The following is a 15,587-nucleotide window of genomic DNA, read 5'->3' as shown; positions in this document are numbered from 1 at the left end:
CGCCTTCATGGCGCGAGGCTCAGGGCTGCGGGAAAGGCAGCGACGCGGTCGCGCCCGTCTTCCTTGGCCCGGTAGAGGGCACGGTCCGCATCGCTCACCAGATCCTCGATGGACTGCCCCCGCGCCGGGTTCCATTCGGTGACCCCTATGGAGGCCGCGAGCACGATCTGCCGGTCCTTCCAGGAAACGGTTTGGGCCCGCAGCGCCTCGCGCAGGCCCTCGGCGGCATGCAGTGCTTCCTCAAGCCGGGTCTCGGGCATGATGATGCCGAACTCGTCCCCGCCGATGCGCGCGATCAGGTCGCTGCGGCGCAGGCGCGCGGAGGCGATCTCGCCGAAACGGCGCAGGCAGAGATCCCCGGCGGCGTGGCCATAGGCATCGTTGATGGCCTTGAAGCCATCGAAGTCGAGCACCAGGAGGCAGAAGGGGCGGCCGGTGCGGTGCGCGCGGGCGCGTTCCTGCACGAGGCGGTCCTGGAAATGGCGCCGTGAGGCAAGGCCCGTCAATTCGTCCACCGCCACGAGGGCCGACAATTCCGCCCGCACACGCTCCATCAGGCACAGCACGAAGCCGAACATGCACACCGTCCAGCCGAACGCGATGGCGAGCACGCCGAACAGCGCCACCGGACGTGTCAGCGTCGCGGGTATGGTGTCGCTGGCATAGGCCGCCACCGTCAGGAACCTCAGGATCTCCCCGACGATGGCCACCACCAGCGCCGCCGCGGCCAGCCGGGCGGCGAGGCTGGAGGAGACGTGCGGCAGGAGCGTCCGCACCACCAGCGCGAACGGCACCGCGGCCGAGACCGAATAGACGAGGTTGAGCAGCACCACATGCTCGCCCGCGGCGAGGAGGGCGGCGCAACCCACGGCATTGATCAGCGCGACGCCGAGCCAGGGCGCATCAAGGCCGTAGAACCGCCGTGCGCCCACCCACATCAAAGTGAAGCCGAAGGCGACCAGCAAATGCCCGATGACCAGGAAAGCATAGCCGCCCTGGACATAGTTCCGCACGACGAAGATGCCGCCGAGGGTCAGGACGGCGACGGAGAACGCCCACCACATGATGCCGCGCACGTGCGGATACGTGCGCCACAAGACAAACCAGGCAATGGAGAATGCACCGGCAAGACAGAGCAGGAAGACATGGATCGTATACAGATCGATCTTCATATTGCCTGACGCCGCGGGGGCAGACCGAGAAAGCGCGCGCCCGCCACGACTGACCGTTTCGGGTTTCGCCAGCGTCTTCCTGATCAAGCCGCAAGCTACGTCTTGAACATAACCAAGATCGCGATGTTGGAGAACTCCCCCTTGCCCTCATAGATAAGGCATTGTGAGGGCTTAGCCATGCCGGCACCCCTCGCTTGCCAATCCCCGCGCCCTCGCCTATGCGAAGTTGAGAGATATTCGGGGGTTTCGAATGCGGACGGCTTATTCCTGGATCAGCGGCGGCGCTTTCGGCCTCGGCCTCGTCCTGTGCGCGGCCCTGCCCCAGCAGGTCTTGGCGCAGAGCACCAGCGCGCCGCACATCCCCATCACCCCGCACAATCCCAACATCATCAACCTGCCGGTGATCCCGCAGGGCAGCTATCTCGATCCCGGCCCCGGCGCCAATGTGAAGCCGGACGTCAGCATCGGTGACGGCCGTAACGAGGATTACGTCTTCCCGCCGAACCTGGACGGCTGGATGGGCTCCTCGCCTCCGGGCGATCCCACGGCCAACGGCCAGTGGAGCCCCCTGCCCGGCGATACGCCGAGCTTCTGAGGCCGACGGGACAAACAAAAGCCGGAACAAACAACAAAAAAGGCGGGGCAAATGCCCCGCCTTTTTCTTTTCGGTGATCTGAAGATCAGCGCTTCGAGAACTGGAAGCTGCGGCGAGCCTTGGCGCGGCCGTACTTCTTGCGCTCGACCACGCGGCTGTCGCGGGTCAGGAAGCCGCCCTTCTTCAGCGGGGAGCGCAGCTCCGGCTCGTAGAAGGTGAGCGCGCGGGAGATGCCGTGGCGCAGCGCGCCGGCCTGGCCGGACAGGCCGCCGCCGGAGACCGTGCAGACCACGTCATAGGCGCCCTCGCGGGCGGCCGCCTGGAACGGCTGGTTGATCATCAGTCGCAGCACGGGACGGGCGAAATACACCACCACGTCGCGGTCATTCACCGTGATCTTGCCGGTGCCGGGACGCACCCACACGCGGGCGACAGCGTCCTTGCGCTTGCCGGTGGCATAGGCGCGGCCGAACTTGTCGAGCTTCTGAACATGGACCGGAGCTTCCTGCACCGGCACCTGGGTGTTCAGCGAATCGAGGGACTGCAAAACCTCGGCCATGTCAGTTCCTCACATTCTTGCGGTTGAGGCTCGCCACATCCAGCGCCACCGGCTGCTGGGCCTCGTGGGGGTGGCTGGCGCCCTTGTAGACGCGCAGGTTGCCCATGATCTTCCGGCCGAGCGGGCCGCGGGCCAACATGCGTTCCACCGCCTTCTCGATGACGCGCTCCGGAAAGCGGCCTTCGAGGATGAACTTCGCGCTGCGCTCCTTGATGCCGCCCGGGAAGCCGGTGTGGTGGTAATAGATCTTCTGGTCGCGCTTGCGGCCAGTGAGAACCACCTTGTCGGCATTCACCACGACGACATTGTCGCCGCAGTCCACGTGCGGGGTGTAGATCGGGCGATGCTTGCCCTTCAAGCGCATGGCGATGATGGTCGCGAGACGGCCCACAACGAGGCCGCTGGCGTCAATCACCACCCACTTCTTCTCGATTTCGGCAGGCTTGGCCGAATACGTCTTCATTGGGTCGGTTTCCGAATAAGAAAGCCGGCAACTCCGCGTCAGCCACGAAGCGATCCGGCGATGGTTCGGCTTCTAGCGCACGGGTGTCCGATGGTCAACGCGCAGAAGGGGATTATAACTCTGCAAAATCAATGACTTATAAAAATGGTAATTTAACACCATCGTTCAAGTGATGTTTTTCCGGGGAAAATCGCCCTTTGCTTTTGTCCTGGGCCAGCGAAAGCGAAGCTTGAGCGCAGACCCGGGACCCAGCGCGAAGGGCCGCCAAGGCGCTTCACCCCATCTCCGACGCCGCGCGGCGGAGATGTCCTTTACGCTGGTCGCGGGTTGACGGCTTCACCGAACTTTTGCGCTGGGTCCCGGATCTGCGTTCGCGCTGCGCGCTCACTTGTCCAGGACAAGTGAGCGCGACCTCACCTGTCGGGAATGGAATAGGTCGCCACGCAATGGGCCACCAGGTCTTCCCCCGATACGGCGCGCAGCCCCACATCGCCCACGGCGAGGCGCTTGCCCAGCTTGATCAGCCGCGCATCGGCCAGGATGGCGCCCGGCGGCGGCTTGCGCAGGAAATTGATGGAGAGATTGGTGGTCACCGCCAGCGGAACGAGTCCGATCTGGCCCAGCAGCGCCACGTACATGGTGACGTCCGCCAGCATCATCAGCGCCGGGCCGGAGACCGTGCCGCCGGGGCGCAGATGCTCCTCGCTGGCATCAAGGCGGACGGTGGCGGTGCGATACCCCACGGACACGACGCTGTGCGGCCGCCCGGGCCCGAATGCCTGCGGGAATTCCCGGACGAGGAAGGCTTCGAGATCCTCCGCAGACACCACCGTGCCGCGCGCCACGCCCGTTCCCGCGTCCATTCCCTTACCCGTGTCTCGCGTCCAGATGCAGCCTTGCATAAAGTAGGGCCGGAAAAGATCAACGCGCCCGGAAGGAACCGCCATTGCCCTCGGCCAGCGCCGTCGCCCCCACCGCAACCCTTCAGGAACCTGTGGTCCGCGTAGATGCGGACGGCATTGCGACCCTCACCCTCGCGCGCCCCGCGAGCCGCAACAGCCTCTCTGACGCCACCATGGCCTCGTTCTCAGGCCATCTCGCGGACATTGCCGGCGACGCCACGGTGCGGGCGGTGGTGCTGACTGCGGAAGGCCCGGTCTTCTCCGCCGGCCACGACCTGAAGGAGATCCAGGCCCATCGTGGCGATGCCGACCGGGGACGCGCCTATTTTGAAGACGTTCTGAAGCGGTGCGCGGCGCTGATGACCGATATCGTGCGCCTGCCCCAGCCGGTCATCGCGGCGGTGGAAGGCATGGCGACAGCGGCCGGATGCCAACTCGTGGCGAGCTGCGATCTCGCGGTGGCGGGCGGCTCGGCCCGCTTCTGCACACCGGGGGTCAATATCGGCCTGTTCTGCCACACGCCCATGGTCGCGCTCTCCCGCGCGGTGTTACCGAAGCACGCTCTGGAGATGCTGCTTCTGGGCGAATGGGTGGAGGCGGACGACGCCTATCGCATGGGCCTCGTCAACCGCGTGGTGCCGGAAGGCGAATCACTCGCCGCCGCGACCGCGCTCGCCCGGCACATCGCGGCGCGGTCCCAGGTGCCGGTGAAGCTCGGCAAGGCCGCCTTCTATCAGCAGGCCGAAATGACCCTGGACGAGGCCTACGTCTTCGCCTCCGACGTCATGACCGCCAACATGTTGGCGCGCGATGCGGACGAAGGCATTTCCGCCGTTCTCGCCAAGCGCCCTCCCCTTTGGGAAGATCGCTGAGCCCCATCTTTACCTTCCCTAAACCATAAAGGCCCAACTTTAAGCCTCCCGGCATGGTGCCGGAGCGCTTCAGGTGGGACTGATGGCACAGGAATGGGCCGCTCGCTTCCTCTCCCGCGCCCCCAAATGGGATGGCGCCGGCGGTTCTGCGCGCCTTCTCGTCCTCGCCTGGTTTCTCTTTGCCAGCGCCACGCTGATGCTGCTGGTGCCAGCGCGCTACACCGCCAGCACCACCCTCTCCTTCGACGTGGCGGCCCAGCCGGCGCCGGCCACGGTGCGCGGCATCATGCAGATGCTCACGTCTCGGGAGATGACCTTCGAGGTTCTCGACCGTCTCTCCCGCACGGATGCGGAACGCCTCGCCCAGAAGCGCGGTGTTCTGCCCCCCTTGCTGGCGGGGGAAGAGCGGTCCGCCCGTGACCGCGCCGCCGCCAGGCTGGGCGAGGATCTCACTGTCACGGCGCATCATGGGGGACGGACGCTGGAGGTCGCGGCCACTGCCAGCCGGCCCGACCTTGCTGCCCGCATCGTCCAGGCCTATTCCGAAACCTTCTCCGCGCTCCAAGCGGGCGTGCGGAGCCGGACACCGGACGTGGCCGACGCGATCCCGCTTCTCAGCATGAGCAGCGTCGTGCGCACCCCCTCTATGCGCGACCTGCCGCCTTTGCCCGCATCCCTTGGCCTTGCGGGCATTGCCCTGGCGCTCGGCATCCTCACCATGCATCTGAGCCGCCGCTCGGCCATTCCCGCCCACCCCGCGGACCATGATTTGCCGCATCAGTCCGCGCTGATCCGCAGGGTCGCCTGGATGGATGCCGGCCGTGGCGCAGGCCTCACCTGTGCGGACGCTGTTCGGCGCCTTGCGGAGCAGGTGCGGGCCGACCGCAGCAAGCCGGGTGCGCAACTCATCGTGCTCACGTCGGAAACGCAGTCGGACGCCTCCGCCATCTGCGCCATCGGGCTCGCCCGCCTGTTGTCGGACGAAAGCCGCGTCGCGCTTGTGGCCCTCGATGGCGCCTCCGGCGACCTCGCGGCGCTCATCGCCGATCCATGGGCGCCCGGAATGGCGGAGATGCTGTTCGGGGTCGCGGGCTTCGGCGAGACCATCCATCGGGACCCCCATTCCCGTGCCCATGTGATTCCGCCGGGACGCGATGCCCGCAGCGGACCGAGCGTGGTGGGGGCGGACCGCCTCACACTCATCCTCAATTCCCTGCGCCAAACCTATGATTTCGTTGTGGTCGCCGCTCCAGTCCTGGGCGGAACCGCAGGCGCGGCCAAGCTGGCCGGCCTGTCGCCTTATGTGGTGTGCATCGAGGAAGCGGATGAGGGTTCTGCCAGCGTCGAGGCCTATGACGCCCTGGCCGCGCAGGGGTTCGGGCACGTGCTGATGCTGCGCATCAATACGGCCGCAGCGCCCATGCCTGCCTTGGAAGAGGTCGGCGCCCCGCGCCTGACGCCGTCCTTATCCGCCGCGTGAAAGCGGCTGATTTATCAAGTTACCGCAATCGATTACCTGGGTTTCATGAGGTGACTCTGCAGGATCAGCGCAAGCGGTCCGGCCGCTCCATCCAGCGGATGAGCAGGGCGGCCGGCACGACCCAGAGCGTGCCCAGCAGCACATAGCTCACGGTCTGCAGCGCCCAGGGCAGTTCGGTAACGCGGCCCTGTGCGATGGCCATGGCGCCGAGGGCCCAGACCGTCATCAGGATCAGCAGCAGAAAGGTTCCGATCAGCTTGCGCAGGCGCTGGGGCATTCCCCCTCCTCTTCCGGCACGCGGCAATAGGCCCGCGTCAGCGAGCGCCCGCCTTATTGCGTGCCTCGCCCCCGCTCTATAACGGAACCGGGCCGGGGGGCGAAGTTCGGAGCGCGATCAGCATGGCGCAAGGTGAAGCGACGGTTCGTCCCGCCGGCGCGGGTCTAAGGGCAGTGCGCATCTGGCTCTATTGCGTGGCCGCGCTCATCGTCGCCATGGTGGTGGTGGGCGGCGCGACGCGCCTCACCGAATCCGGTCTCTCCATCACCGAATGGAAGCCCGTCACCGGCGCCCTGCCCCCGCTTTCGGACGCCGACTGGCAGGCCGAGTTCGACAAGTACAAGACCATTCCCCAGTACGAGATCCTCAACAAGGGCATGGGGCTTGAAAGCTTCAAGCAGATCTTCTGGTGGGAATGGGCGCACAGGCTGCTGGGACGGGTCATCGGCTTCGCCTTCCTCCTGCCCTTCCTCTGGTTCCTGGCGCGGGGACAGATCCGCGGCATGCTGGCGGTGAAGACGGGCGTCCTGTTCGTGCTGGGCGGGCTCCAGGGCGCCATCGGCTGGTGGATGGTGGCCTCGGGCCTCTCCGAGCGCGTCTCCGTCAGCCAATACCGCCTCGCCATCCATCTCACTTTGGCCTGCGTCATCCTCTCGGCGACGGTGGCGGTAGCGCGCAGCCTCGTGCCACGCCCCGCAGGGCCGTCAGGCGGCGGGCTGAAGGCCGGGGCGTGGCTGATCCTCGTTCTCGTTCTGGTGCAGATCTTCGCCGGAGGGCTGGTGGCCGGGCTCGATGCTGGCATGAGCTTCAATACATGGCCGCTCATGGATGGCACACTTATCCCCGCGCCGGACAAGCTCGCCATCCTGAACCCGTTCTGGCGCAACCTGTTCGAGAATGTGCTGACCGTGCAGTTCCAGCACCGCATGATCGCCTATGCGCTGTGGCTGGCGACCCTGCTTCATGCCCTCCAGGCGCGCCGCACCGGCGGGTTCGCCGCAAGCCAGGCCTGGGTCCTGTTCGCGCTGGTGAGCGCCCAGGCGGCCCTGGGCATTCTTACGCTCGTGTTCGTGGTGCCGCTGGATATCGCCCTCACCCACCAGTTCGGCGCAACAATGGTGTTGATCGCCGCCACCCTCCATGTGGGCGATCTCAGCCGGAAGGCCCGTGAGACGACCGTCCCGGCGGGCCTCAGCTCAGCGCCAGCATGATGACCGGCGCCGCGAGGAGGTTGAGGAGCCCGGCCAGGATCATCACCAGCCCGGCGATGGAGCCTTCCTCGCGTCCGAGCTGATTGGCCTTGGCGACGCCGATGCTGTGGGCGCCCATGCCGAACAGCGCGCCCCGCGCCATGGCGGAGCGCAGCGGCAGCCACTTCAGCATGGCATCGCCGATGAGCCCGCCACTGATGCCCGTCATCATCACGAACAAGGCGGTAAGGTCCGGCAGGCCCCCGATCTCGCCCGAGACCGCCATGGCGAAGGGCGTGGTGGTGGAGCGGGGCATCAGGCTGCGCCCCACCGTCTCCGGCACGCCGAGCGCCTGCGCCATGCCCCAGGCGGCGGCCATGGCGATGGTGCTGCCCGCGACGACGCCCACCAGCAGCACCGGCCAATGGCGCTTGATGACGGCGCGCTGCTCATAGATGGGAATGGCGAAGGCCACGGTGGCTGGGCCCAGCATGACCAACAGCCAGTGGGTGCCGCTCATATAGTCGCGATAATCGGCCTTCAGCGCGCAGACGAGGGTGATGACCGCCAGAGGCGTCAGGATGAGCGGGCCGGTCCACCAGCGCGGCCAGCGCTTGTTGATGAGGCGGGAGGCCGCATAAAGCGCGATGGTGGCCAGCGGCCAGAAGATGAAATCGAAGAGCGCATCATCCGGCAACATGGCGCTGCTTCCAGCGATAGAGCAGGTCCACGGTGAGCGCGGTTCCAGCCATGACCAGCATGGTACCGGTGAGGATGACCACCGCGATCTTGAGGCCCAGGGCGCCGGCGAATTCCGCATGGTCGATCACGCCGATGACGGCGGGCACGAAGAACAGGAGCATTTCCGCCAGCAGCCAATAGGCGCCGAGCCGCACGCTCGCGGGACGCACCCATCCCGCCGCCATGAGCCCCAGCAGCAGCACCATGCCCACGACGCCACCGGGAACGGGCAGGCCCAGCGCGCGGACAATCAGATCGCCCACAAACCAGAAACCGGCCAGCACCACCACCTGCAGCAGGGCCGCGCGATGAAGGAAGGAACGGACGCTGAGAGAGAGGGCTGCCATGGCGAGAATCCTGAAGGCCGAGGGCACCAGCCCGTCGACCTCAGGAAAGATACGCTGCACTGCGATATGCGTAAAATGAATTGACAGAATTCAATCAAGTCGTAATTGGAATAATATGGAATTGCGGACCTTGAGAGCCTTCGTGGAAGTGGTGCGCCAGGGCGGCTTCTCCCAGGCGGCCAAGGTGGTGTTCGCCACCCAGTCCACGGTCAGCAAGGCGGTGAAGCAGCTTGAGGACGAACTGGGCGTCGCGCTCCTCGACCGCATCGGCCACCGCAGCGAACTGACCGCCGCCGGCGACATCGTCTATCGCCGGGCGCTGATCATGCTGGCGGAGCGGGACGACCTGATCGCCGAACTGGACGAATTGCGCGGGCTCAGGCGGGGCACGCTCCGGCTCGGCCTGCCGCCACTCGGCTCCAACACCCTGTTCGCCCCGCTCTTCGCCGTCTATCGCAGCCGCTATCCCGGCATCGAGATGCGCCTCATCGAGCATGGCTCGAAGCGGCTGGAGGAGATCCTTCTCGCCGGCGAGATCGACTTTGCGGGTTCCCTGCTGCCGGTCTCGGACGTGTTCGAGGCGGAGCCGGTGCGGGCCGAGCCGCTGGTGGCGCTCCTGCCGCCGGGCCATGCTTTCGCGAATGCAAGATCCGTTGATTTTCAGCAGCTTGCTCCTTCGCCCTTCATCCTGTTTGAGAGCGGTTTCGCCCTCAACAAGGTGATCCTTGATGCCTGCGACCGGCGCGGGGTGACGCCTGATATCGTGGCGCGCAGCGCGCAGACGGACTTCATCGTGGCCCTGGTGGCGGCGGGGCTCGGGGTCGGCTTCCTGCCGCGCATGATAGCGGACCAGCGCAGCCACCCGGCGGTGGCGCGGGTGCTGCTGGACGAGCCGGAGACCGAGTGGAACATGGCGCTCATCTGGCGCCGGGGCGGCTATCTCTCGGAAGCCGCCCGCGCGTGGCTCGCGCTCACGCGGGAAATGTACGGGCCGAAGGACAGGGGATCGCAGCTCGGCTAAAGCACAACCGTCATGCCCGGGCTTGTCCCGGGCATCCACGTCTCACCCTTAGCCCGTACCCGGCGGAGCTACGTGGATGGCATGGAAGTCGGCTGTTGCCGACTTCCAACCTTGAAAACCGAAGTCGGAAACATCCGACTTCGGGACAAGCCCGGCCATCACGGTCGAGAGGTGCGGCGAGGGGACTGGCGCCTGCTCAGCCCTCGCCCAGCGCCTGGTCGAGGTCCGCGATGATGTCGCCGGCATCCTCGATGCCAATGGAAAGGCGAACCACTTCCGGCCCCGCCCCGGCGGCCACCTTCGCCTCGTCGGAGAGCTGGCGGTGGGTGGTGGACGCCGGGTGGATGATGAGCGAGCGGGTGTCGCCGATGTTCGCGAGGTGCGAGAAGAGCTGCACCTTGGAGACGAGATCGACGCCCGCCTGATAGCCGCCCTTCAGGCCGAAGGTGAAGACCGCGCCCTGCCCCTTCGTCAGGTACTTCCGCGCGAGGCCATAATAGCGGTCACCCTCAAGCCCAGGATAACTCACCCATTCCACCGCCGGGTGCTTGGCGAGATATTTCGCCACCGCCAGCGCGTTCTCGCTGTGCTGCTTCATGCGCAGGCTGAGCGTCTCGATGCCGGTGAGGATGAGGAAGGCGTTGAAGGGCGAGAGCGCCGGGCCGAGGTCGCGCAGGCCGAGCACGCGGGCGGCGATGGCGAAGGCGAAATTGCCGAAGGTCTCGTGCAGCACGATGCCCTGATATTCCGGCCGCGGCTGGGTCAGGAACGGGTAGCGCCCCGAGGCCGTCCAGTCGAACGTGCCGGCATCCACGATCACGCCGCCGATGGAATTGCCGTGGCCGCCCAGGAACTTGGTGGCGGAATGGATGACGATGTCCGCGCCATGCTCGATGGGGCGCCAGAGATAGGGCGTCGCCAGGGTGTTGTCGACGATGAGCGGGACGCCTGCCCGCTTCGCCACCGCCGAGAGGGCGGCGATGTCGCAGATCACGCCGCCGGGATTGGCGATGCTCTCGGTGAAGATGGCCTTGGTCTTCTCGCTCACCGCCCGCTCGAAGGAGGACGGATCGTCCGGATCCGCCCACACCACGTTCCAGCCGAAGCTCTTGAAGGCGTGGGAGAACTGGTTGATGGAGCCGCCATAGAGCTTGCGGGAGGCGACGAACTCATCTCCCGGCGACATCAGCGTCTGGAACACGAGGAGCTGCGCCGCATGGCCCGAGGCCACGGCGAGGGCCGCCGTGCCGCCTTCCAGCGCCGCCACCCGCTCCTCCAGCACGGCGTTCGTGGGGTTGCCGATGCGGGTATAGATGTTGCCGAAGGTCTGGAGCCCGAACAGGGCCGCCGCATGGTCCACATCGTCGAAGACGAAGGACGTGGTCTGGTAAATGGGCGTCGCCCGCGCGCCCGTCGTGGGATCGGGCTGCGCGCCCGCATGGACGGCAAGGGTCGCAAAGCCGGGTTCACGATGGGTCATGGCGCTCTCTCCTGCTTCGATGTCGTTGTTTGAGCTTTCGCGGGATTCCCTCTCCCGCTTGCGGGGGAGGGCTAGGGGGGGGAATTTCAGCCGCTTGAACGGAGCCGGGGCTCCACTGCTTGATGCGCCCCCTCCCCACCCCTCCCCCGCAAGCGGGAGAGGGAGTTTACCGACAAATTACCTCACGCCCGGCGGCGTGCGGGAGAGCGACAGGCGCTGGACGCCCGTGCCCAGCCGCTGCGGGCGCTTGGCCGAAATGGTGCGGCTGTTGACGCCGGTCCAGCCGATCTCGCCGGACAGGCGGCCATATTCGATCTTGGGGCAGCGGTTCATCACCACCTGCATGCCGGCCGCCTCGGCGCGGGCCGCCGTCTCGTCATGGCGCACCCCCTGCTGCATCCACAGCACCTTGGGCAGCGGGACGAGGGTGAGCACCTCGTCCAGCACGCCGGGCAGGTGCTCGGAGGCGCGGAACACGTCCACCATGTCGATGGGCACGGGGATGTCCGCGAGGCGGGCATAAGCGGTGAGGCCGGCAATGGTCTTGCCCGCCTGCCCCGGATTGACCGGATAGACGTCGAAGCCGCGCTCGGCGAGATATTTGGTCACGAAGAAGGACGGCCGGGACTGGTTCGCGCTCGCCCCCACGACGGCGATGGTCTTCACGCTGAGGAGGATGCCCCTGATATAGGCGTCGTCATAGCGGTCGTGGTTCATGCGGGCGCTCCGGGCCGTCAGCGGCGGGCTTTCGAGAACAGGGTGAAGAAGTTGTCGCTGGTCTGGGCGGCGATGTCATCAAGGCTGACGCCCCGCGCCCCCGCCAGCACCTTCGCCGTTTCGCGCACGAAGGACGGCTCATTGCGCTTGCCGCGATGGGGCACGGGCGCGAGGAAGGGCGCGTCGGTCTCCACCAGGATGCGGTCCTTCGGCAGGCTGGCCGCGATTTCCCTCAAGGACGCGCTGTTCTTGAAGGTGATGACGCCCGAGAAGGACACATAGCCCCCCAGTGCCACCGCCCGGTTGGCAAGGTCCGCCCCGCCGGTGAAGCAATGGAGCACGAAGGGGAAGGCCCCCTTGGCGCACTCCTCCTCCAGGATGGCGGCTACGTCGTCGTCCGCCTCGCGGGCATGGATGATCAGCGGCAGGCCGGTTTGCCGGGAGGCGGCGATGTGGGTGCGGAAGCCGTGCTCCTGCGCGTCGCGGGGGCTGTTGTCGTAATGATAATCGAGGCCCACCTCGCCGATGGCGACCACCTTGGGGTGGGCGGACAGCGCGACAAGGTCGGCGGCCGTCACGTCCGGCTCCTCGGCCGCCTGGTGGGGGTGGGTGCCCACCGAGCAGAAAACGTTGTCGAAGCGCTCGGCGATGGCCTTGATCTCGTCGAACCGCCGCACGCGGGTGGAGATGGTGACGAGGTGCGACACCCCCGCCTGCCGGGCGCGGTCCACGACCGCATCGAGCTCGGAGGAGAAGTCTGGGAAATCGAGATGGCAATGGCTGTCGACGAGCATGGAAGACCTTCGGAACGAGGTGCTTCACATAGGGGCTCGGGCGGCCCGCGTCGAGACGGAGCGGTTGAGCCAGCTCAAAGCTCATGGGGCCGGGGGTGGCATCTTCTTTGAAACGGGAGCATCCTCGCGCGGTCGTCACTGCAAAGCTTGCCCCCGTCCCGCGTCGCCGTTCGGAGACAGCCATGACCGACCTTTCTCGCCGCAGCGCGCTTATCGGAGGCGCGGCCATCGGGACGCTGGCCGCATTGCGTCTTCCTCCCGCATTCGCCCGCGATGCCGTCCGTCCTGCCTTGCCGATCCCTCGAGAATTGAAGGCGAATACGCAGGGTGTCATCGCCTTCGGCGCCCGCGCCGGGGAGATGCGCTTCCTGCCGGACCGCTCCACACCGACCTACGGCTATGATGGCCCCTTCCTCGGGCCGGCTCTGCGTGTGCGGCGCGGGCAGAGCGTGGCCATCGACTTCACCAACCAGCTTCCGGAGCCCACCACCGTCCACTGGCACGGCCTGATCATTCCCGGCGACGTCGATGGCGGTCCGCACTATCCCATCGCGCCCGGCGCGCAATGGCGGCCGACCTTGCCCATCGACCAGCCCGCCGCCACGCTGTGGTTCCACCCGCATTTCTATCCCACCACCGCGCCCCAGGTGATCAAGGGCCTCGCCGGCCTGCTGATCGTCGATGACGAGGAGGCGGACCGGCTGGGCCTGCCCTCCCGCTGGGGCATCGACGATATCCCGCTGATCATCCAGGACCGCCGCTTCACCCAAGGCGGGGCGTTCTTCGACCGGATGAACATCATCGCGGCGACGAGCGGCTATGTCGGCACCATGCCGATGGTGAACGGCGCGCAATACCCGGAGGCGCGCACGGCGAAGGGCTGGGTGCGGCTGCGCATCCTCGATGGCTCCAACGCCCGCAGCTACCTGCTGAAGGCCTCGGACGATCGCTCGCTGTTCGTCATCGGCTCCGACGGCGGGCTGCTGGAAAGCCCGGTCGAGATGAAGCAGATCACCATGCATGCGGGCGAGCGCTTCGAGATCATGGTGGATTGCCGCTCCGGCACGCCGTTCGACCTCCTCACCCTGCCGGTGGGCGATCCCATCATGCGCCTGCCGCCGTTCGGCGCCCCGGTGCCCCTGGTGACGATCCGGCCCGATGGCGCCGACGGGGTGGCCACCCTTCCCAGCGCCTTGGCGAGGCTGCCAGCCCTGCCGGCGGAGCTGCCGCCCATCAGCCAGCAGCTGGTAATGAACATGTTCCGCGACAAGGACGGCATGATGCCGTTGATGAAAGCGGGACTGATGATGGACATGTCCCATGGCGGGACGGCTCACGCGGGGATGGCCCATGCCGGAATGGCGATGCCCCCGAGCAGCGGGATCGCCCCGGAGGTCGTCGCCCGCGTCACGAAGCTGATCGAGGACGAACCGGAGCTGTCCAAAGCGGCCCAGCTCTCCGTCAACGGCGTCAACGGAAAGCCCTATTCGCTCCACGAGCCGGGCTTCACGGCGCCGCGCGGCACCGTGTTGCGCTGGCGGATTTCCGAGGGCGACGACCAGATGCTGCATCCGGTCCACATCCACGGCTGCCAGTTCCGCATCGTTTCGGAGAACGGAAAGTCGCCGGAAGCATACCGCGCCGGCTGGAAGGACATCGCGCCGATCCAGGCCGCCGGCGTCAGCGAGATCCTGGTGAGCTTCCCGCACACGGCCGGCACGGACGCCCCCTATATGGCCCACTGCCATATCCTCGAGCACGAGGATTCCGGAATGATGACGCAGTTCACCGTCGCCTAGAGACGTTTCGGCGCGGCACGACGTTAGGCTGTATCGACGTTCCCTCCAAAGAACCACCGTCATGGCCGGGCTTGTCCCGGCCATCCACGTGGCTCCGCTAGGCGAATGCTTGAAGGATAGATGTGGATGCCCGGGACAAGCCCGGGCATGACGGCCGTAAGAGCGAGGATCATTCGCTGTTCTGAATGTCGATACAGCCTAGCCTGATCGGCTCCCGGCCGCTTTGATCACCACGCTGAAGCACTGAGCGCCGGCCTCTTCCCCGCCAACCGCCACCCCTCCATTGCGCAGAAAGGTCTCGACATCTGGGTCGCGGCTCCGTATTTAACATAATAGTTAAATACGGAGTTGCCAGTGCCGTCCGCCTCTCTCGACATGACCTTCGCAGCCCTCGCCGATCCCACCAGACGGGCGATCCTTGCGCGACTGGCGAAGGGCGAGGCGACGGTGCTGGAACTGGCCGAGCCGTTCTCCATCAGCCTTCCCGCCATTTCCCGCCATCTGAAGGTGCTGGAGGAGGCGGGGCTGCTCATCCGCGGCCGGGACGCGCAGCGGCGTCCCTGCAGGCTGCGCGTCGAGGGCCTCGCGCCGGTCTCTCACTGGGTCGAGCACACGCGCGAGGCATGGGATGCCCGCCTCGACCGCCTGGAAAGCTTTCTTCAGTCCCAGCAAGCCACCAAAGGAGCCGACAGTGACGACGACCGCACCCCTTGAGCAATGGGCCCTCGACCGCGAGATCGTGCTGACCCGCGTGCTGAACGCGCCGCGCGAGCTGGTATTCAAGGCCTGGACCGACCCGGACCAGCTGCCGCGCTGGTTCGGCCCGGCCGGATTCACCGTGGAAACCCTGGAGATCGACATCCGGGAAGGCGGGACATGGCGGTTCATCTTCACCGGCCCGGACGGAACGCGCTACGACAACCGCATGGTCTTCCTGCGGGTGGAGCCTGGGCGGCTGATCGAATTCGACCACGGCCACGACAAGGATGATGATCCCACCCGCTTCCGCTGCATCATCACCTTCGACGAGCAGTCCAACGGCAAGACGGTTCTGACGCTCCGCCAGCTTCACCCGAGCAAGATGCAGCGCGATGGGGCCATCGGCTTCGGCGCGGTGGAGTACGGCATGCAGACGCTGGACAAGCTCGCCGCGCATCTGGCGCGCTGAAGCCCCTGCA

General features: G+C 66.6%; 18 protein-coding genes. 8 read left to right on the top strand and 10 right to left on the bottom strand.

Going from position 1 to position 15,587, the window contains the following annotated elements; translation table 11 throughout:
* Nucleotides 1–5 precede the first annotated feature (5 nt).
* Nucleotides 6–1,172 (bottom strand): GGDEF domain-containing protein, encoded by a 1,167-nt coding sequence (locus ABLE91_RS13365; protein ID WP_348931334.1) that lies wholly within the window; start codon nt 1,170–1,172, stop codon nt 6–8.
* A gap of 250 nt (nt 1,173–1,422) precedes the next feature.
* Between ABLE91_RS13365 and ABLE91_RS13360 the strand changes: the two genes are divergently transcribed.
* Nucleotides 1,423–1,767 (top strand): hypothetical protein, encoded by a 345-nt coding sequence (locus tag ABLE91_RS13360; RefSeq protein WP_348931333.1) that lies wholly within the window; start codon nt 1,423–1,425, stop codon nt 1,765–1,767.
* An 85-nt stretch (nt 1,768–1,852) separates the two neighbouring features.
* Here the strand turns inward: ABLE91_RS13360 and rpsI are convergent, their stop codons facing one another.
* The 3 genes from rpsI to ABLE91_RS13345 all read right to left on the bottom strand — a co-directional run bounded on the left by rpsI (nt 1,853) and on the right by ABLE91_RS13345 (nt 3,652).
* Nucleotides 1,853–2,326, bottom strand: a complete 474-nt coding sequence (gene rpsI / locus ABLE91_RS13355; RefSeq protein WP_348931332.1) for a 30S ribosomal protein S9 — start codon at nt 2,324–2,326, stop codon at nt 1,853–1,855.
* Nucleotide 2,327: 1 nt separating this feature from the next.
* Nucleotides 2,328–2,789, bottom strand: a complete 462-nt coding sequence (gene rplM, locus ABLE91_RS13350) for a 50S ribosomal protein L13 (RefSeq protein ID WP_348931331.1) — start codon at nt 2,787–2,789, stop codon at nt 2,328–2,330.
* 413 nt (nt 2,790–3,202) lie between these two features.
* Nucleotides 3,203–3,652, bottom strand: coding sequence for a PaaI family thioesterase (locus ABLE91_RS13345; protein ID WP_348931330.1), 450 nt, complete (start codon nt 3,650–3,652; stop codon nt 3,203–3,205).
* Nucleotides 3,653–3,735: 83 nt separating this feature from the next.
* On the opposite strand from ABLE91_RS13345, the gene ABLE91_RS13340 reads away from it, so the two are divergent.
* Complete coding sequence (locus tag ABLE91_RS13340; protein ID WP_348931329.1) at nt 3,736–4,563, top strand: enoyl-CoA hydratase; 828 nt, start codon at nt 3,736–3,738, stop codon at nt 4,561–4,563.
* Nucleotides 4,564–4,645: 82 nt separating this feature from the next.
* Complete coding sequence (locus tag ABLE91_RS13335) at nt 4,646–6,043, top strand: P-loop NTPase family protein (RefSeq protein WP_348931328.1); 1,398 nt, start codon at nt 4,646–4,648, stop codon at nt 6,041–6,043.
* Between the two features lie 64 nt (nt 6,044–6,107).
* Here ABLE91_RS13335 and ABLE91_RS13330 read toward each other — a convergent pair whose 3' ends face one another.
* Complete coding sequence (locus tag ABLE91_RS13330; RefSeq protein ID WP_348931327.1) at nt 6,108–6,320, bottom strand: DUF2842 domain-containing protein; 213 nt, start codon at nt 6,318–6,320, stop codon at nt 6,108–6,110.
* Nucleotides 6,321–6,442: 122 nt separating this feature from the next.
* Between ABLE91_RS13330 and ABLE91_RS13325 the strand changes: the two genes are divergently transcribed.
* Nucleotides 6,443–7,531, top strand: coding sequence for a COX15/CtaA family protein (locus ABLE91_RS13325; RefSeq protein WP_348931325.1), 1,089 nt, complete (start codon nt 6,443–6,445; stop codon nt 7,529–7,531).
* Here the strand turns inward: ABLE91_RS13325 and ABLE91_RS13320 are convergent.
* Both ABLE91_RS13320 and ABLE91_RS13315 read right to left on the bottom strand, forming a co-directional pair.
* Nucleotides 7,512–8,210 (bottom strand): LrgB family protein, encoded by a 699-nt coding sequence (locus ABLE91_RS13320; protein ID WP_348931324.1) that lies wholly within the window; start codon nt 8,208–8,210, stop codon nt 7,512–7,514. The two genes, ABLE91_RS13325 and ABLE91_RS13320, sit on opposite strands and share 20 nt — an antisense overlap.
* Nucleotides 8,197–8,598 (bottom strand): CidA/LrgA family protein, encoded by a 402-nt coding sequence (locus tag ABLE91_RS13315; RefSeq protein WP_348931322.1) that lies wholly within the window; start codon nt 8,596–8,598, stop codon nt 8,197–8,199. Before ABLE91_RS13315 ends, ABLE91_RS13320 begins: the two co-directional genes overlap by 14 nt.
* A 115-nt stretch (nt 8,599–8,713) precedes the next feature.
* Between ABLE91_RS13315 and ABLE91_RS13310 the strand changes: the two genes are divergently transcribed.
* Nucleotides 8,714–9,619, top strand: a complete 906-nt coding sequence (locus ABLE91_RS13310) for a LysR family transcriptional regulator (RefSeq protein ID WP_348931321.1) — start codon at nt 8,714–8,716, stop codon at nt 9,617–9,619.
* Nucleotides 9,620–9,815: 196 nt separating this feature from the next.
* Here the strand turns inward: ABLE91_RS13310 and ABLE91_RS13305 are convergent, their stop codons facing one another.
* The 3 genes from ABLE91_RS13305 to ABLE91_RS13295 form a co-directional block, all read right to left on the bottom strand.
* Nucleotides 9,816–11,099: an O-acetylhomoserine aminocarboxypropyltransferase gene (locus tag ABLE91_RS13305; RefSeq protein WP_348931320.1), complete on the bottom strand. Its 1,284-nt coding sequence runs from the start codon at nt 11,097–11,099 to the stop codon at nt 9,816–9,818.
* Nucleotides 11,100–11,276: 177 nt separating this feature from the next.
* Nucleotides 11,277–11,816 carry a CoA-binding protein gene (locus ABLE91_RS13300; protein ID WP_348931319.1) on the bottom strand — a complete coding sequence of 180 codons (540 nt, stop codon included), beginning with the start codon at nt 11,814–11,816 and terminating at the stop codon, nt 11,277–11,279.
* A gap of 17 nt (nt 11,817–11,833) precedes the next feature.
* The gene (locus ABLE91_RS13295; protein ID WP_348931318.1) at nt 11,834–12,610 is read right to left on the bottom strand and encodes a TatD family hydrolase; all 777 of its coding nucleotides are present in this window, start codon (nt 12,608–12,610) and stop codon (nt 11,834–11,836) included.
* A 182-nt stretch (nt 12,611–12,792) separates the two neighbouring features.
* Here ABLE91_RS13295 and cueO point away from each other — a divergent pair, with 182 nt between their 5' ends.
* From cueO to ABLE91_RS13280, 3 genes are all read left to right on the top strand, one after another.
* Nucleotides 12,793–14,409, top strand: coding sequence for a multicopper oxidase CueO (gene cueO / locus ABLE91_RS13290; RefSeq protein ID WP_348931317.1), 1,617 nt, complete (start codon nt 12,793–12,795; stop codon nt 14,407–14,409).
* Nucleotides 14,410–14,784: 375 nt separating this feature from the next.
* Nucleotides 14,785–15,123, top strand: coding sequence for an ArsR/SmtB family transcription factor (locus ABLE91_RS13285; RefSeq protein WP_348932046.1), 339 nt, complete (start codon nt 14,785–14,787; stop codon nt 15,121–15,123).
* Nucleotides 15,101–15,577 carry an SRPBCC family protein gene (locus ABLE91_RS13280; RefSeq protein ID WP_348931316.1) on the top strand — a complete coding sequence of 159 codons (477 nt, stop codon included), beginning with the start codon at nt 15,101–15,103 and terminating at the stop codon, nt 15,575–15,577. Before ABLE91_RS13285 ends, ABLE91_RS13280 begins: the two co-directional genes overlap by 23 nt.
* Nucleotides 15,578–15,587: the final 10 nt, after the last annotated feature.

The sequence above is a fragment of the Aquabacter albus genome (assembly GCF_040049275.1).
Lineage (GTDB): Bacteria > Pseudomonadota > Alphaproteobacteria > Rhizobiales > Xanthobacteraceae > Aquabacter.
The sequence above is the reverse complement of the archived record's forward strand: the minus strand, read 5'-3'. Positions and strand labels throughout refer to the sequence as shown.

Coding starts and splice junctions, on each gene's coding strand:
- ABLE91_RS13320 (WP_348931324.1), bottom strand. CDS start 8,210: ATGTTGCCGGATGATGCGCTCTTCGATTTCATCTTCTGGCCGCTGGCC.
- ABLE91_RS13325 (WP_348931325.1), top strand. CDS start 6,443: ATGGCGCAAGGTGAAGCGACGGTTCGTCCCGCCGGCGCGGGTCTAAGG.
- ABLE91_RS13365 (WP_348931334.1), bottom strand. CDS start 1,172: ATGAAGATCGATCTGTATACGATCCATGTCTTCCTGCTCTGTCTTGCC.
- ABLE91_RS13330 (WP_348931327.1), bottom strand. CDS start 6,320: ATGCCCCAGCGCCTGCGCAAGCTGATCGGAACCTTTCTGCTGCTGATC.
- ABLE91_RS13300 (WP_348931319.1), bottom strand. CDS start 11,816: ATGAACCACGACCGCTATGACGACGCCTATATCAGGGGCATCCTCCTC.
- ABLE91_RS13360 (WP_348931333.1), top strand. CDS start 1,423: ATGCGGACGGCTTATTCCTGGATCAGCGGCGGCGCTTTCGGCCTCGGC.
- ABLE91_RS13335 (WP_348931328.1), top strand. CDS start 4,646: ATGGCACAGGAATGGGCCGCTCGCTTCCTCTCCCGCGCCCCCAAATGG.
- ABLE91_RS13315 (WP_348931322.1), bottom strand. CDS start 8,598: ATGGCAGCCCTCTCTCTCAGCGTCCGTTCCTTCCTTCATCGCGCGGCC.
- ABLE91_RS13285 (WP_348932046.1), top strand. CDS start 14,785: ATGACCTTCGCAGCCCTCGCCGATCCCACCAGACGGGCGATCCTTGCG.
- ABLE91_RS13310 (WP_348931321.1), top strand. CDS start 8,714: ATGGAATTGCGGACCTTGAGAGCCTTCGTGGAAGTGGTGCGCCAGGGC.
- cueO (WP_348931317.1), top strand. CDS start 12,793: ATGACCGACCTTTCTCGCCGCAGCGCGCTTATCGGAGGCGCGGCCATC.
- ABLE91_RS13305 (WP_348931320.1), bottom strand. CDS start 11,099: ATGACCCATCGTGAACCCGGCTTTGCGACCCTTGCCGTCCATGCGGGC.
- ABLE91_RS13295 (WP_348931318.1), bottom strand. CDS start 12,610: ATGCTCGTCGACAGCCATTGCCATCTCGATTTCCCAGACTTCTCCTCC.
- rpsI (WP_348931332.1), bottom strand. CDS start 2,326: ATGGCCGAGGTTTTGCAGTCCCTCGATTCGCTGAACACCCAGGTGCCG.
- rplM (WP_348931331.1), bottom strand. CDS start 2,789: ATGAAGACGTATTCGGCCAAGCCTGCCGAAATCGAGAAGAAGTGGGTG.
- ABLE91_RS13345 (WP_348931330.1), bottom strand. CDS start 3,652: ATGGACGCGGGAACGGGCGTGGCGCGCGGCACGGTGGTGTCTGCGGAG.